This window comes from Formosa sp. A9 (genome assembly GCF_051200825.1).
Lineage (GTDB): Bacteria > Bacteroidota > Bacteroidia > Flavobacteriales > Flavobacteriaceae > Formosa.
In genome coordinates, this window is sequence record NZ_CP195158.1 from 585,500 (window position 1) to 600,258 (window position 14,759).

Annotated in this window: 8 protein-coding genes; all 8 read right to left on the reverse strand. The window is 39.0% G+C overall.

The genetic code is table 11. The features are described 5' to 3' along the window. Positions 1-18: 18 nt before the first annotated feature. The 8 genes from ACR9EA_RS02430 to ACR9EA_RS02465 all read right to left on the reverse strand — a co-directional run bounded on the left by ACR9EA_RS02430 (position 19) and on the right by ACR9EA_RS02465 (position 14,699). Positions 19-783 (reverse strand): SDR family NAD(P)-dependent oxidoreductase, encoded by a 765-nt coding sequence (locus ACR9EA_RS02430; protein ID WP_435137022.1) that lies wholly within the window; start codon positions 781-783, stop codon positions 19-21. A 110-nt stretch (positions 784-893) separates the two neighbouring features. Then, the gene (locus ACR9EA_RS02435; protein WP_435137026.1) at positions 894-1,766 is read right to left on the reverse strand and encodes an AraC family transcriptional regulator; all 873 of its coding nucleotides are present in this window, start codon (positions 1,764-1,766) and stop codon (positions 894-896) included. A gap of 19 nt (positions 1,767-1,785) precedes the next feature. Next, the gene (locus ACR9EA_RS02440; protein WP_435137029.1) at positions 1,786-3,222 is read right to left on the reverse strand and encodes a cellulase family glycosylhydrolase; all 1,437 of its coding nucleotides are present in this window, start codon (positions 3,220-3,222) and stop codon (positions 1,786-1,788) included. 14 nt (positions 3,223-3,236) lie between these two features. Further along, a complete protein-coding gene (locus ACR9EA_RS02445; protein WP_435137032.1) occupies positions 3,237-5,483 on the reverse strand; it encodes a glycoside hydrolase family 3 C-terminal domain-containing protein in 2,247 nt (748 codons plus the stop codon). Between the two features lie 53 nt (positions 5,484-5,536). Beyond that, positions 5,537-8,017: a beta-galactosidase GalB gene (galB, locus tag ACR9EA_RS02450; RefSeq protein WP_435137035.1), complete on the reverse strand. Its 2,481-nt coding sequence runs from the start codon at positions 8,015-8,017 to the stop codon at positions 5,537-5,539. Between the two features lie 87 nt (positions 8,018-8,104). Continuing rightward, positions 8,105-9,931 (reverse strand): hypothetical protein, encoded by a 1,827-nt coding sequence (locus ACR9EA_RS02455; protein ID WP_435137038.1) that lies wholly within the window; start codon positions 9,929-9,931, stop codon positions 8,105-8,107. A 21-nt stretch (positions 9,932-9,952) separates the two neighbouring features. Continuing rightward, positions 9,953-11,560, reverse strand: coding sequence for a RagB/SusD family nutrient uptake outer membrane protein (locus ACR9EA_RS02460; protein WP_435137041.1), 1,608 nt, complete (start codon positions 11,558-11,560; stop codon positions 9,953-9,955). Between the two features lie 10 nt (positions 11,561-11,570). Beyond that, positions 11,571-14,699: a SusC/RagA family TonB-linked outer membrane protein gene (locus ACR9EA_RS02465; protein WP_435137044.1), complete on the reverse strand. Its 3,129-nt coding sequence runs from the start codon at positions 14,697-14,699 to the stop codon at positions 11,571-11,573. Positions 14,700-14,759: the final 60 nt, after the last annotated feature.

Consider the following 14,759-nt stretch of genomic DNA (forward strand, 5'->3'; position numbering starts at 1 on the left):
TATGATATATTTTATTGGTTATCCATTTAATTTTATAAATCCGCCATCTATAGGGAAATCTGTACCGGTAATAAAAGCTGCTTCATCCGAACATAAATACAGTGCTAAATTGGCAACTTCTTCTGGTTTACCCATACGGCCGATGGGCTGGGTTTTAGATAGTGCATTAAACATTTCTGCTTCTTTTCCTGGATAGTTCTTTTTAATAAAACCATCTACAAAAGGGGTGTGTACCCGTGCAGGCGATACGCAGTTGCAGCGAATGCCAGAGTCTATATAATCTTTAGCGATAGAGTAGGTCATGGTTAATACCGCACCCTTGGTCATGCTATAGGCAAATCTGTCGGCGACGGCCACACTAGAGGCAATAGAGGCCATGTTTAAAATAACGCCTTCTTGCTGCTGTTTCATTACGGGAATAATGGCTTTAGAGCAGTTAAAAACCCCTTTAATGTTGACTTGGTATAGTTTGTCGAGGTCTGCGCCTTCTGTTTGTTCGATATTACCAACATGGGCAATACCAGCATTGTTGATTAGAATATGAATAGGTTCATCAGAACTAATTTCAGCCACTAAAGTCTTAACTTTAGCTTCATTTGTAATATCGCAATTATGTAAGGTAATTTTGGAATTCGTTTTTATGGTATCGATTGCATTGTTGGTGTTTAAATCGAAAACATGTACCGAAGCTCCTTGCTTTGCGAAAGTAGTAGCTATAGCTGCGCCTATACCGCTAGCGCCACCTGTAACGATGGCTGTTTTATGTGATAAGTCAAATTTCATAATATATAGATGATATTATTTTAGTTATTGGTTTTCCCAAAAATAACTATTTGAAAACTTATAGACTTGTAAAGCTGTATTTTTATAAATTCTTAATTGAAAAATGCAGATTATTTGACGGTGCTGCTATGTTTCTTTAAATAGTCTGAAGGCGAATAACTGGTAATGGCTTTAAATTGACGGTTGAAATTAGATAAGTTCTGAAATCCAGATTCGTAACAAATATCGGTAATGTTATATTTTTCCTCTAACAGTAATTTGCAAGCATAACCTACGCGAACTTCGTTTAGATATCTGGAAAAGGGTTTGCGGCTTCCTTTTTTAAAATAACGACTAAACGCAGCCGGGTTCATTTGGGCAACTTTTGCCATGTCCTGAAGCGATATGGGTTTTTTAAAATTATCGAAAATATACGAATACACTTTGTCTAGACTGCGGTTTTCTGTCTGATTGAAAGTGCTAAGAAATCCAGCCGATGCTAGTTTTACATAGTCAACCTCTACCCATAAGGTATTTAAAATTTGCATGAGTTTTATAATGCGTTCAAAATCGTTAAGGTGCTGTAGCTCCTTAATGTCTGCAATAATTTTAGAGGTGTTTCCTGTAAATTTTAAACCTTGCTTTGCTTTGTCGAATAGAGCCGTTATGTGCTTCATTTCTGGTGCAGTTGCAAAGGCGTTGCCTATAAATTCTTCTTTAAAATGAATGGCGACAGCTTCGGCAGTTAGGTTAGGATTGTTTTTAAAATAGGATTTATCGTTAAGCCACAAGTGTGGTAAATTTTTTCCTATTAAAACAACTTCCCCTTCGTTAAACTGCTCGATGCTGTCGCCAACAAAACGTGTGCCCTTACTTTTTAAAATAGCTACTAATTCTAGCTGTTCGTGATAATGCCATACCCTTAAAAAATTAGGATAGGTATTATGATGAACAGAAATAGATTTGTTTTGCAAATCGGTTCTATCTAAAAAATGCAATTTCATGCTTGCACACTGCTTTAGGTTAGTTTACCTGATTTGTAATTGCATCTATAATTTCTGGAAAATGTTCTTGGCCAGTAGTTCTGTTGAATAAACCAAAATTGTTGTTTATCAAAGAACCGTTGTCCCAAATAACCGGTACCATGCCATGGTTTAAGGCCGCCTCAGTTGTTTTTTCGTAATAATATGCTCTGTAAGTATCGGCACCTTCTACATTGGCTTTATAAAGCGCTCCATATTCTCCTAAGATAACACCAAGTCCTTGGTCTACAAAATCAGTTTTCATTCTAGAGAATTGTGTTTCTAGCCAATCTTCATTTCCCCATCCTGCAGTTGCAGACGGATCTGTTGCAATCTCTCCCCATTGCCAAATAGCATCGTTGTCTTCTTGTAAACAAAATTCGTAAGGATCGTAATAGTGTACTTCCATTAACATTCTGTTTTCAACTGTATCTGTAGGGATCGTTGCAAAATTAACTGTGTGGTCTATGTTGGTATTGAAGCCCTGTACGGTTAAATAACGGTAAGCGTTTCTTCCGCCTGTATTACGTACTGTAGTAATAAAGGTTTGGTTAAAACTGTTTTGCACGGTGTAATATTCTTCGGTAGGTGTGCCATAGTCGCCTTCTACCATGACTTCGTTGGTTCCTGCAAATATTAAGTGGTAATCGTAATCTCTAAAATAAATAGCTATTTGTTGCCACATTTTGGCCAGTCTATCATTTACATAATCTTGGTCGTTGTAAGTTGGTTGCATCCAGCCGCCATCCCAATGGATATTGATCATAGCAAACATATCGTTGTCTCTAACGTAGTTTACAACTTCTTCTACACGTTGTAATCCTGCTTGACTGATGGTATAGTTATCGTCGCCTTCTTCTATATAATTACTCCAAGCAATAGGAATTCTAACGGTGTTGAATCCCGCAGCTTTAACAGCATCTATAAGTTGTTTGTTTATTGCTGGATTTCCCCAGGCAGTTTCTCCGCCAACGGCATCTAGCGAATTTCCAACATTCCAACCAGCACCCATCATGCTTGTTAGTTGTACAGAAGTATAGTCGCTCATTTCGCTTGGGTCTGGAGCAATCGATATGATTGAACCTAATTGAGACACTTGAATTTCGTGACTTACACTAGAAGTGTATACTTTAATAACAGCAGAACGATCTGTTTCTGCATCGTTGGCCGAAGCTTGAACCGTTATACTGCCAGTACCAAGACTAGAGGTTGTTGAAAAGGATAGCCAGTTAGCATCCGAGCTAACACCCCAAGTAATATTAGGTGAAGCTGTAACTTGAAACATATTTTCGCCACCAGCAGCAATAAAAGTCATGGTATCTGTATCTACAGAAAAGGTGCCGCTGCCATAGTTATCGTCGTCATCGTTGCAAGACACGATTCCTATACTTAGGAGTGCCAATGCAGCAATTTTAAAAATGTGTTTGATGATTTTCATAGTTGTTGTATTAATTAGTTTATTGATATCGTGTATTCTCCAGTAATGTGTCTTGAAGAGTTACCTACTTTAATAGTGTAAGTGCCTTTTTCGACCTCCCAAGATTTAGTATCTACATTGTAAAATGCTAATTCTTTTACTGGTATTTGAAGCGTTACCGTGTTTTGTTGTCCTGCAGCAACGTCTATTTTTGCAAATGCTTTTAACTCTTTTGCAGCGCGCTCTACTTTAGAATCTGGTTTAGATACATACACCTGTACAACTTCTTTACCAGCTGCAGTTCCTGTGTTTTTAACCGTAGCCTGCACGTTTATAACATCGTTTTCCTGATAGGTTTTTGCATTAGTTGTTACATCGGAAATTTCGAATGTCGTGTACGATAACCCGAAGCCGAAAGGATATAAAGGCGCAACATTTTTAGTGTCGAACCAACGGTAACCAACTAATATGCCTTCGTCGTACGATACTGTTTTGTCGCCAGGGAAACTGTTGGTTGCATGTGCAGGAGAATCTTCTAATTGCTTAGGCATGGTCCAAGGTAATTTTCCTGAAGGGTTTACATTTCCAAGAAGTACATCGGCTAAAGCGTTACCACCTTCTGACCCATTAAACCAACTCCAAACCAGAGTAGCACTTTGTGCATCTACTTGTCTTAAATCGAATGGTGCACCAGCAATCATTACAACGATGGTGTTAGGATTTACTTCCTGAACTTTTTTAATTAATTCCTCTTGACCAAATGGTAGGTCTAAATTTCTACGGTCGGAAGCTTCGGTTTCGTAATCTCTATTCGATCCAGCGAAAATGATAGCAACATCGGAGTTTTTAGCTGCTGTTAAGGCGTCTTCCAATACTTTAGGATCAAGTTCATCTACAGTAACAGGGCCTTTTAAGGTTACAGCTTGTTTTTGGTCGTTCTCGTTTTTAGAGTAGCGTTCTAAATAACCTTCGGCATAGTTAATTGTTATGTTTTCTGGTAATCTGTTTTTTAAACCTTGTAATGGGGTTACTTCGCGTTTGGTTTTAACACCAGCACCAAAACCACCTAAAGCATTTGTTTTGGTAGCATTGTTACCAATTACTGCTATGCTTTTTAAACCTTCGGTTTGTAGTGGTAGCATATTTTTGTCGTTTTTTAATAAAATAACCGACTCCGATGCGATGGCATAAGCATCTTTAAAATGTGCTTCGGTGTTTATGCTTCCTTTGGCACGACCTTTATCGTCTATGCTTTTTAGGGTGTACATGGTACGTAAAATACGTTTTACGTGTTTGTTTAATTCGGTTTCAGAAACACTTCCAGATTTAACGGCTTCAATTAAAGCATCTGCAAAATAATACTCGTTAAATGGTTTTGGTGTACCCATTTCTATATCTGTACCATTTTCTAGATATTCTTTAGTACCGTGAACGGCTGCCCAGTCGGAAATTACGATACCTTCAAATCCCCATTCTTTTCTAAGTACATCTTCTAGCATGTAGCTGTTCGCACATAAATATTCGCCTCGGAATTTGTTATAAGCGCCCATAAAGCTGTATGCATGGGCTTCTTGAACAGCTGCTTTAAAAGCTGGTAAATAGATTTCCCGAAGTGTTCGTTCGTCTATTTGAACATCTACAAAATCTCTGTTGGTTTCTTGGTTATTGGCAGCAAAGTGCTTCACACAAGCCGCAACGTCGTTTTCTTGAAGACCTACAATAAACGGAACAGTCATTTTTTTGTTTAAAAACGGATCTTCTGTAAAGTACTCGTAAGTTCTTCCGCCTAAAGGTGTTCTAATAATATTGATTGCAGGCGATAGCAGTACGTCTTTATCTCTGGCAATGGCTTCTTCGCCAACACTGTTGCCAAATACATATGATAATTCGGTATTCCAAGTCGCTGCTACACCACCGCCAGCAGGGTAGTAAGTTGCAAAGTCGTTATCCCAGCCGGCAGGAGCCCAAGAATCTTTAGATATTTCTTCACGAACACCTAGAGGGCCATCGGCCATGGTAAGTTCTGGAATGCCTAAACGTTCTACAGCAGCTGTTGCGAACATGGTGCTACCATGTAACATGCCTGTTTTTTCTTCGATGGTCATAGCGGCTATTAGCGAGTCTATTTTAGCATCGAATGCTTTTGTAATTGGTTTTCCTTGGTATGTTGCTGCTATTTCTTGATGTGTTGTTTGCACTGGTTCTGATTTAGGTTCATTTTTACAAGAAACCCCTAGTAAGAGGCTTGTTGCCGAAGCCATACAAATGAGTTTGTTTTTCATGTTTTATGCTTTAATTGTTTGTTTGCGGATTGCTTGTTATGCGGTTTAGTTATTTATTGGGTTTGTATTTGGAGTTCTGAAGGCTCTAAACCTTCGGATGTTACTTTTAGTGTAATAGTTCCTGCCTGTTTTTTGGATTGTATAATGACCAAACATTTACCGTAAAAGGCATTAATTTTCTTGCTTTTAAAGGACGTATGGCTGGTAGGGTCGCCATTATCTACACCTACAATAGTGCCTTCTCCCTCAATTTCGAAAGTTACAAGATTGGTAGCTGTTGGGTTTGTTACATTGTCTTTATCGGCTAGCGTTACGGTTACAAACGATAAATCGTTTCCGTTGGCTTCAATAGTTTGTCTGTCGGCTTCAAGGTTTATTTTAGCTGGAGCATTGGCTGTTTTAATTTCTTTTTCTAAAACAACCTTGCCATCTTTTCGCGATATGGCTTTAAGTGTGCCGGGCTTAAAAGGAATGCGCCACATGACATGTAAATCGTCGCCTTCTTTTTTTCTGATACCTTGCGATTCGCCATTTACAAAAAGTTCTACTTCGTCGGCATGGTTGTAATACGCCCAAATATCTACGGTTTCGCCTTCGTTCCAGTTCCAATGCGGAAATATATGAAGTACATCTTTATGGGTCCACTCGCTTTGGTACATGTAATACACGTCCTTTGGGAAACCAGCTAAGTCTATAATTCCGAAATACGAACTACGCGACGGCCACACATAAGGTGTTGGTTCGCCCAGATAATCGAAACCAGTCCAGATATACATGCCTGCAAGGAAGTCGTGTTTTTTTATAATTTTCCAAGTTTCTTCGTGAGTCGATCCCCATGGGGTACTGACTTGATCGTAGGCCGAAACAGTATGGTCTGCATTCCCGCCGTCGAAAGGTAAGTCCCAACGTACAGGCCAACGTTTTAAAGTATCGGATTTTTTATCGTAATAGCCTCTGGTTTGTAAGCCCGAAGTTGTTTCGGTGGCTATAAAAGGTGTATTCGGAAAGTTTTTTTGATGATGTTCGAAGGTTTGATGGGCATAATTGTAACCAATTAAATCTAAAACTCCCGAGGCAGCTAACGGATTGAAGTTAACATTTGAAGCATCAAATTGAGTAGTAACATCGGCGTTTGGCATATTTACTGGCGGATTCATTGCCACAGTAATGGGTCGTGTAGTATCTAATTTTTCAACGATGGCCTTTAAGGTTTTTGCGGTTGCGATGCCTTGCTCGTTCCATTGTTCCTGAATTTCGTTACCAATGCTCCATACAAAAATACTAGGGTGATTACGGTCGCGTTTAATTAAGTCTTGAAGATCTTTTTCGTGCCATTCGTCCCAGTGGTTAGCATAGTCGTATTTCGATTTGGTATTGTTCCACATATCATAGGCTTCATCCATAACAATAAAGCCCATACGGTCGCAAAGGTCTAAGAGCTCTGGCGCAGGTGGGTTATGGGCGGTTCTAATACCATTTACACCCATATCTTGTAGAATTTCTAACTGACGTTCTAAGGCACGAGTGTTAATAGCAGTGCCTAATGCACCAAGGTCGTGATGGTTGCAAACGCCTTTAATTTTAACCTGCTTCCCGTTTAATAGGAAACCTTTGTTTAAATCGAAGGAGAAAGATCGAATACCTATTGGTGTTTTGTATTGATCTATTAAGGTGTTGTCTATATAAATTTCTGAAACCAAATTGTACAGAAAAGGTGAGGTGTCTGACCATAATTTTGGGTTTTGTACCAAAAGTTGATCGTTTAAAGCATGTTCGGAATGGGCATCGATATTGAAATCTTGCGAAGTTTCTGTAATAAGTTTATTATCGAAATATAGCTTTGATTTTAAGGTAACTTGTTTCGATGTGTTGTAATTATTTTTGAAAGTTGTCGCTACCGATACCTGAGCGCTGTCTTGGGTTACTAACGGTGTTGTTACAAATGTTCCCCAATTAGAAATATGAAGTTTGTCGGTTTTTACTAACCAAACGTTTCTGTAAATTCCAGAACCAGAATACCAGCGCGAATTCGGCTGTTTGGAATTATCTACTTTTACTTTTATAATGTTTTCCTGATCGCCAAAATGAAGATATTTAGTTAAATCGTATTCAAAACTAATGTATCCGTTAGGTCTGTGCCCTAAATGTTGGTCGTTTATCCAAACATCGCTATTCATATAAACACCATCAAACTGTATGGCAATAGATTTAAGCGAGTCTTCAGATTTTAATTTGAATGTTTTTTGATACCAGCCTGTGCCTCCTGGTAATGCACCACCACCATAGGTTGCTGGATGTTTGTCGCTAAAGTCGCCTTCAATACTCCAATCGTGTGGCAGGTTTAATGTACGCCATGTGTTTGTGTTAAGATTCTCTTGTGTTGAATTTTCTAATCGGAATTGCCAAGCATCGTTAAAATTTATGCGTCTGTCCAGTATTTCTGTGGTTTCCTTTTTAGAAGAAGTACACGCAAAAAGCGTTATAACAACTAAAGTTAATAGTTGATATCGAGATATTTTTTTTAACAAAACCATGTCGTTTAAGAATATGTGTTATAAAAGAGTATAGAAGTGATTGTTCTAACCACTTCTATACTTTTAATAAAGGCTATAGAAGGGATATTACTTTATAATAATTTTGTCTATTGTAGCAGTAACGGCTTCTATATCTGTAATGTCCTGACCTAAACCAGCCATATCGACTACAAATACATTAGCGCCTTCTGCAACATCGTCTATAGTGAAGGATACGGTATAAGTACCATCTCCATTAACAGTTGTATCTCCAGGACCAGAACCGTCTCCCCAATAGGCAGGTGCCCAATCTGGATCTGAATAACTTGCGTATGCAGCATAGGTTCCTACAGCATCGTCGTTTAAAGTGATGCCGTTTAGAGTGAAGGTGATTTCCATACTTTCGCTAAACACTAATTCCGAAAGATCGATAGGAGGATCTCCTGCTGTTCCGCTACCAAATTCATTAAAGATTTCGATTCTGAAGTTTCCATTGTTTTCTAAATCTCCAAAAAGAATTTTACTGTTATCGACAGCTAATTCTTTTGGCTGATCTGCACCTCCAGAATTCCCTGCATTTGGTACTAAGTGATAAGCCGTATATTGTCCTGGCTCGTCTACATTATCAACTGCACCTAACCAAAGGTCTGTTATATTGCCATTGGTGTTTGTTTTTATATCTAGGATACGTAGTTGATTGTTTGCATCTGGTGCAAAATTAGCCCAGTTGATTAATGGGAACGTAGGAACAGGTATACTGAACGAGTAAATTCCCGAATTGCTTACAGTGTAAGTGCCTTCTGTAGTTGTGCCGTCTGGAGTTACAAATACCACAGTGTTATCCGCAGAATCCATAGTCATAGAGAAACCGCCATACACAGCCGTATCTGGAGTGCCTAACCAATCTGGATAATCTTCTGGGTTTTGCCAGCCATTCATCATGGAGCCGTCTAAGTTAGCCCAATCTAACGGGTTGCTTTCCGATAATTTCCACTCGATAGCAGTGGTTGTAATTTCAGATATGGTATCTTCCCAACCTTCTGGTAAGTCTGGTTCTTCTGGGCCAGTTTCTTCAGGGACGTAATTATCGGCGTAGTCTTTAGAAACGTAGTTCCAGATATACCACCAATCGCCTTCGTCGTTAGTTCTAAATACGGCAATACGTAATTGATTTTCGTCTAAAGTAACAATTTGTAAGTCGTTATTCCAGTTGCTTGCATTGGCGATGTAATTTTCAGGTCTTAAAATAGTTGCATCAGATGTAGTAAGTGTTTTAGCATCTTTATCTAAAAAGTATGTGCCACTTTCGGTTAAATTGCCTTCTCCGTCGTAAACGGTCATGAATGGTCCGCCATCCAAGCTAAAGTTCATAATGGCATCCCAATCTACATCGTCTTCGGTGCTTCCTGGAGGTAATCCTTCTGGCTCCCAGTTTGTCGTAAAGTTGTCGAATTCTGGAGTTCCGTTAGCAGGATCTGCATACGATAAAAAACCTGGTGCCATACCGTATTGTCCGTTATCTGGAATCCAAGATTTGTTTTCGCCAACCCCTCCAGATAAGCTTGTCCATAATGGGTCGCTTACGTAGTTTAAGTTGTTTTCGGTTACTGTAATGGTAACAGGAACAGCTTCTACAAGTCCGCCATCTGTTGTTGCAGAAAATTGAATAGTGTATTCGCCTGCAAAAGCATATTGTACGGTTAACTGATTTTTATTTGACGTTCCAGTCTGGTAGTTCCAATACGCCACGGTTTGTGGTGTATTGTTAGTTAAAACTACTGTGTTTCCGCCTTCATCTATAGCGTAATCTTGTACTACAGTGAATTCAAGTTCTGATGGGTCTAGCTTTTCGCCAAGTTGATGGTCGTCGTCGCTACAAGAAACAAAGCTTGCCAGCACCCCGATTAGCATAAAAAGTTTAAAAATATTTTTCATAATTTATATCAATTAGTTTAATTACCATCCTGCGTTTTGTTGCAGTACTCCACCTGATAAAGTGATTTGTGTATTTGGAATTTGCGATAAGCCTTGTGTGGCTTGTACATTTCCGCTAGAAATAGTTTTGTTTTCTTCCAAATTACCACTTAAAACAGTCGTATTTACTTCCAATTCGCTAGCGGCTTCGCTAACACCTTGGCGCATAAGGTCCCAATATCTGATGCCTTCTAAAGCAAATTCCAAATGTCTTTCTTTTAAAAGATTATCTGGAGTGATAGATAACGGTGTGAAGTTGTTGCCGTAAGCACGTTGTCTTACTTGGTCGAAATAGCTTTGCGCACTTCCGCTACCAAGTTCTGCTGCCATTAATAATACATCGGAATATCTGATGGCAAAATAGTCTTGAAATTGCCCAATTTGGAAACTTTCGTTACCTGCTGCAACAGCCGAGCTTACTAATTCGCCTTCTTCGTTATATTCAGACATTGGAGTGTATTTCTTGTTGTAATAGCCAGTAAATTCACGTTGTCCTTCAAGATTGTCGAACGGTACTTCGTCTTCGTCTATAGCAATAAGAGTTGCAGAGCGTCTAGAATCGTTGTCGTTATACAAATCGTAAAGTTTTTCGGTAGCTGTAATGCCCCAACCATTTCCGTAAGGGAAATACATGAATTCTCTCATACCAAATAAAACCAACCAGTGATTTCCGTCTGTATTACCATTGTAGTCACTCGTATGGGTGTATTTTACAGAAAATACAATTTCTTCGTTAGACTCGCCTGCATAAGTTGATCCTTCTTCGTCTGTGCTAGCAGCTGGCCATAAGTTTGCAAAATTTGAAACCAGAGCATGACCGCTAGAGGCAATAACATCTTCCATATGGTTTAGGGCATCGGCTTGCGATACTAAACCAACTAAATCTGATGCTCCGTAATAACCCGTGTAGTATAAATACACGCGGCCTAGCATGGCTTTTGCAGCCCAACGTGTAACGCGGCCATTAGGAACAGCGTTATAGGCTTCTTCTGGAATGTTATCGGCGGCATAAAGTAAATCTTCTGTAATTACAGTATACACATCGGCAGGATCTGCTTGTGGAATATTATCTGTAGATGGTTCCGTTAATAAAGGAATGTTCCCCCATAGGCGTACCATATCGAAATACAAATATGCTCTAATAAAACGGGCTTCGCCAACATAACGATTACGTAACGTTTCGTTGTCGGTCCAGTCTATTTGATCTATTTTTTGTAAAAGTACATTACAACGGTATAAGGCTTGGTAATATTTAACCCAAGTGTCGTTATACAGGTCTTGATATCCTGGAGCTCTGCTAATATCGAACTCGTCTATAGCTTGATAATCAAAAGGGTCTGTGTTACCTAAACCACCAAAACAGTCGTCGGACATCACTTCCGATACGGCTGGGAAAGTACGTTCTGCAGCACCTGTAACCACTTGTAATCCATCGTAACACCCTACTAATGCCGAGTAAGCATGTTCTGGAATTTGATAAAAACTATCGTCTGTGGTATCGGTGATTGGTTCTGTATTTAAAAAGTCTTCGGAACACCCTACCATGGCAAGCATTCCTAATACTATAAGATATTTATTCATTCTTTTCATGGTTCAATTTTTAAAATTTAACGTTTAACCCAAACATGTAAGTTCTAGGTCTTGGATAGTAACCTACATCTACTCCAGAAGAGAAGTTGTAACTGCTGTCTGAAATACCGAATCCAACTTCAGGATCCATTCCGTCGTAGTTTGTAAAAGTATACAGGTTCAGTACCGAGAAATATAAACGGAATTGGTCTGCAAAGAAATTGCCTGTTTTACTACTTTTAGCAATATCGTAGCCTAAGGTTACGGTATTGATTCTTAAGAAATCGCCGTCTTGTACAAAAATATCTGAAAACTGGTTGTAGTTTCTGTTGTCTACAGTTAATCTAGGTAACGTGTTAGACGATTCTGGTCCGTGCCAACGGTCTAAAATAGCTCCAGTCCAGTTTTGGTTTGCAGCCGTATTTCTGTACGATTGTACAATTTGGTTACCAGCAACACCACTAGCTTGTAAAGAGAAATCTACAGCTTTATAGTTAAATCCTAAAGAGAAACCGTATGTGAAATCTGGATTAGGGTCACCAATTTCTGTTCTGTCGTTTCCATTTATTGTACCGTTTCCATCGGTATCTACGTAAATAAGATCTCCAGGTTGTGCTGTAGGCTGTAATAAGTTACCGTCTGCATTAACATAATTGTTTACATCGGCTTCGGTTTGGAAAATTCCAGCGGTTTCGTAACCCCAGAAGTATCCAAGCGGGTGACCTTGTTCTGCTCTGTAAAATTCTGGAGAGTTATCCCAAAGCTGATTACTTAACCCGTGAATAATACCATCTTCTGTAGGGATTTCGCCTACTTCATTTTTGTTGTATGCTCCGTTAAAGCTTACGTTATAGCTAAAGTCGTCGTTAACGCGATTGTTATATGCCAATACAAGTTCTGCTCCTGTGTTTACTACACTACCTCCATTTATATAAGGTGGTTCTGCACCAGCAGTAGCAGGAATTGGAGCTAATACTAACCAGTCTTTTTGTTCTTTGCGGTACCAGTCGAAGTTAACTGTAAATTTAGAATCGAAGAATCTGGCATCAAAACCAAAGTCTAATTCTTCGGCAGTTTCCCATTGAAGGTTTGCATTTCCTAATCTGTAAGGGTAAGCACCAGGTGTTAATACACCTTCTTCGTCACCAAAACTATAATTTGTGTTTTGAGTTCTTACTAAACCTAAGAATTGGAAATTACCAACATTTTGGTTACCAACTTGCCCCCAACTAGCTCTTAATTTGAAATAGTTCATAAAAGAGTCGCTGTTATCCATAAAGTCTTCATTGGTCATTACCCAACCAGCAGATAACGATGGGAAATAGCCCCAGCGATTGCCTTCTGCAAATTGCGAAGACCCGTCTGCTCTAAATGTAGCGTTCAATAAGTATTTACCTTTGTAGTTGTAGTTTACACGTCCAAAGTAAGACATTCTTTTACTAATAGCATCTGGACCACCAGAAAGCGAAATTAGTGAGCCGTCTGTATTGGTAGCGTTGCTTAACCAAGCATGCGCTAAATCGTCGTAAATTAAATCGACATTAGAACCACTCATTGAGTGCCCATCATATTTAAACGATTCTGTACCTAACATGGTTTCGAAATGGTGATCGTCATTTTCACCTAAATCAAAATTATAGGTTAATAAGTTGTTCCAGATTAAGCTTTTTCCTTTGCTCATGTTTTGGTTTACACTTCTGAAGTTACTGAAAGCGTAAATAGATAATTCGTAAATAGGTGTAAAGCTGTGGCCTTGACTAGCAAAATAATCGATACCTAAATTGGTTCTGAAATTTAAGTTTTTTGCCAATTCGAAATCTAAATACACATTACCCACTAACTTTTGAGTGTCGTTTTCGTTCTGGTTAGAGTATACCATTTGTGCGTACGGGTTAGATACTCCTTGTAACCAAGGATCGCTATAACCTGCAGAATTGAAAAACTCGCCGTTCTCGTCGTACATAGGAAATAACGGGTTGGTTTGGAACGCGCCTCTTAAAGCGTTGTTATACTGGTTGCCTACACCAATACCGTTATTGTTAATCCAAGCGAAGCTGAAGTTTTCTCCGAATTTTATTTTGTCGTTATATAATTTGTGTTCCGAGTTGAATCTGAAGTTATAACGCTCGTAATACGAGTAATCTTCGCCACCTACAATACCAGCTTGATTTAAATAAGATAAAGACGATGAGTAGCTAGACATTTCTGTTCCGCCAGTAATACCTAAAGTATAGTTTTCTGTTGGCGCAGTTTCAAACATTTCGTCCATCCAATCTGTACCATTACCAGCATTGGCAATGTCAGAATCCGAGAATTGTCTGCTCATTCCAGAGTTAATTCTAGCTTCGTTAATCATAGTCATGTATTCTGTCGCGTTTAACATGTCTATGCTTTTGGCTAGGGTTTGTACACCGTAATACGAGTCGAAAGTGATTTGAGCTTTACCTTCTTTTCCTTTTTTAGTGGTTACTAAAACCACACCGTTGGCCGCTTGCGAACCGTAAATTGCAGCAGATGCAGCATCTTTTAAAATGGATACGTTTTCGATATCGGCGTTGTTAAGGTAAGAAATATCGCTAGTTTGTACACCGTCTACAATATATAAAGGAGCGTTGCTTCCTGCCGATCCTAAACCACGAATTACAACATTCATAGATTCTCCTGGCTGCCCAGAAGTCGATGTAATTTGTACCCCAGCAGCTTGACCTTGCATAGCTTGTAATGCGTTGGTAGTGCTTTGTTTTTGAAGCGCTTCACCATCAACTTGTAAGTTGGCACCTGTGGTTAATTCCTTTTTTTGAACCCCATATCCCACCACAACAACTTCATCTAAACTATTTACATCTTCGTCTAGTTTAATGTTGAATGTAGTTTGTCCTGCAACATTTACTGTTTTGGTAATGTAGCCCATATAACTAATGGTTAGTTGGGCATCAGAAGGTACGTTAAGTTCAAAATTCCCATCAAAATCTGTAGACGTACCTGTTGTTGTTCCAACAACAATAATACTGGCTCCAGGTAGCGGAAAATCGTACTCATCTGTAACAGTTCCTGTAATTTGTAAGTCTTGGGCGAAGCCCAAAGTAGAACATAAAAGTGCGAGTAAGCATATTATTTTTTCGCGATAATGTCCTAACTTTTTTAAATCAAGTTTTGTCATGTTAGTCTTGTTTAATACGTGTTAGTAATGATTTAATTAATTTGTTTGTTTTCAAAATGG